Below are 1,283 nucleotides of genomic sequence, written 5' to 3'. Positions count from 1 at the left end.
CTTCCGGCCGGGCGGGGTGCCCGCCGGTGTCACTATGCTCGGGACATGCGACCGCGCTTTCTCACCCGACGGGCGATCCAGCTGGCCCTGACCGCGAACGCGCTGCGGCCACTGCCCGGCAACCGGGCCGCCATCCCGGCCTTCTTCGCCGGCTGGCTCACTGGGGAACTCGCACCGCATCTGCTGGCACTCACCGCGGCCGACACCGCCGCGCACGTCGCCCGCGAAGGCTCGAAGTCCGACCGGGTGGCACTCGGCCTGTCGGCGTTGTCGGCGGCGGGGCTGACCAAGCTGATCGTGGACGCCCAGCGGGCCCGCGGCGAGGTCGAACAGGCACTGGCCGAAGCGCTCGGGCCACGCTACGTCGAAGGCCTGCGGCGACCGCCCGGCCCGAAGGACCTCGCCACCCCGTGGGGCCAGTTGCTGCTGCCGTTCCGGATGGCCCACCCCCAGGTCCGGCGCGACCGCAACATCGCCTACGCCCCCGGCGGCAGGCGGTACCTGCTGGACGTCTACCGGCCGAAGGAACCCGTCGAGGGCAGGCCGGTGCTGCTGCAGATCCACGGCGGCGCGTGGATGGTGGACAACAAGGACCACCAGGGCATCCCGTTGATGCTGCACATGGCCCAGCGGGGCTGGGTGTGCGTCGCGATCAACTACCCGCTCTCGCCCGCCGCGCGCTGGCCCGCGCACATCGTCGCGGTGAAGCGGGCGGTCGCCTGGATCCGCGAGAACATCGGCCGTTACGGCGGCGACCCGTCGTTCCTCGCCGCGACCGGAGGTTCGGCGGGCGGGCACCTCGCGGCCCTGCTCTCGCTCACCCCCAACGACACCACCCTCCAGCCCGGGTTCACCGACGCCGACACCACCATCCAGGCCTGCGTGCCGCACTACGGCGTGTACGACTTCGCCGCCACCAGCGGCTCACCGGCCAGCGAGTACCGGCTCAAGGGGCTGCTCGCCCACTATGTCGTCGGGAAGGATCCGGTGGAGTTCCTCGACGAGTACAAGGCCGCCTCCCCGCTGGACCGCATCAACGACAAGGCGCCGCCGTTCTTCGTGATCCACGGTTCGCGGGACACCATGGTCCCCGTCCGGGAGGCGCGGGAGTTCGTCCGGCGGTTGCGCCAGGCCTCACCCAACCCGGTCGCCTACGCGGAACTCGCGGGCGCCCAGCACGCGTTCGACATCTTCCCGTCCGTCCGCAGCGCCCACGTCGTCCGCGGTGTCGAGCGCTTCCTGGAATGGGCCTACCTCCGCTCCCTGCTGGGGCGGGTCAGAGG

1 protein-coding gene is annotated in these 1,283 nt (G+C 72.0%); it reads left to right on the top strand.

Features of this window, described 5'->3' with window-relative positions; genetic code table 11:
* Positions 1-45 precede the first annotated feature (45 nt).
* A partial coding sequence (locus FNH05_RS37445) for an alpha/beta hydrolase (protein ID WP_144593551.1) occupies positions 46-1,283 on the top strand: 1,238 nt, incomplete at its 3' end.

This window comes from Amycolatopsis rhizosphaerae (assembly GCF_007713715.1).
Lineage (GTDB): Bacteria > Actinomycetota > Actinomycetes > Mycobacteriales > Pseudonocardiaceae > Amycolatopsis_E > Amycolatopsis_E rhizosphaerae.
This window is presented reverse-complemented; position numbering and strand designations above follow the sequence as displayed.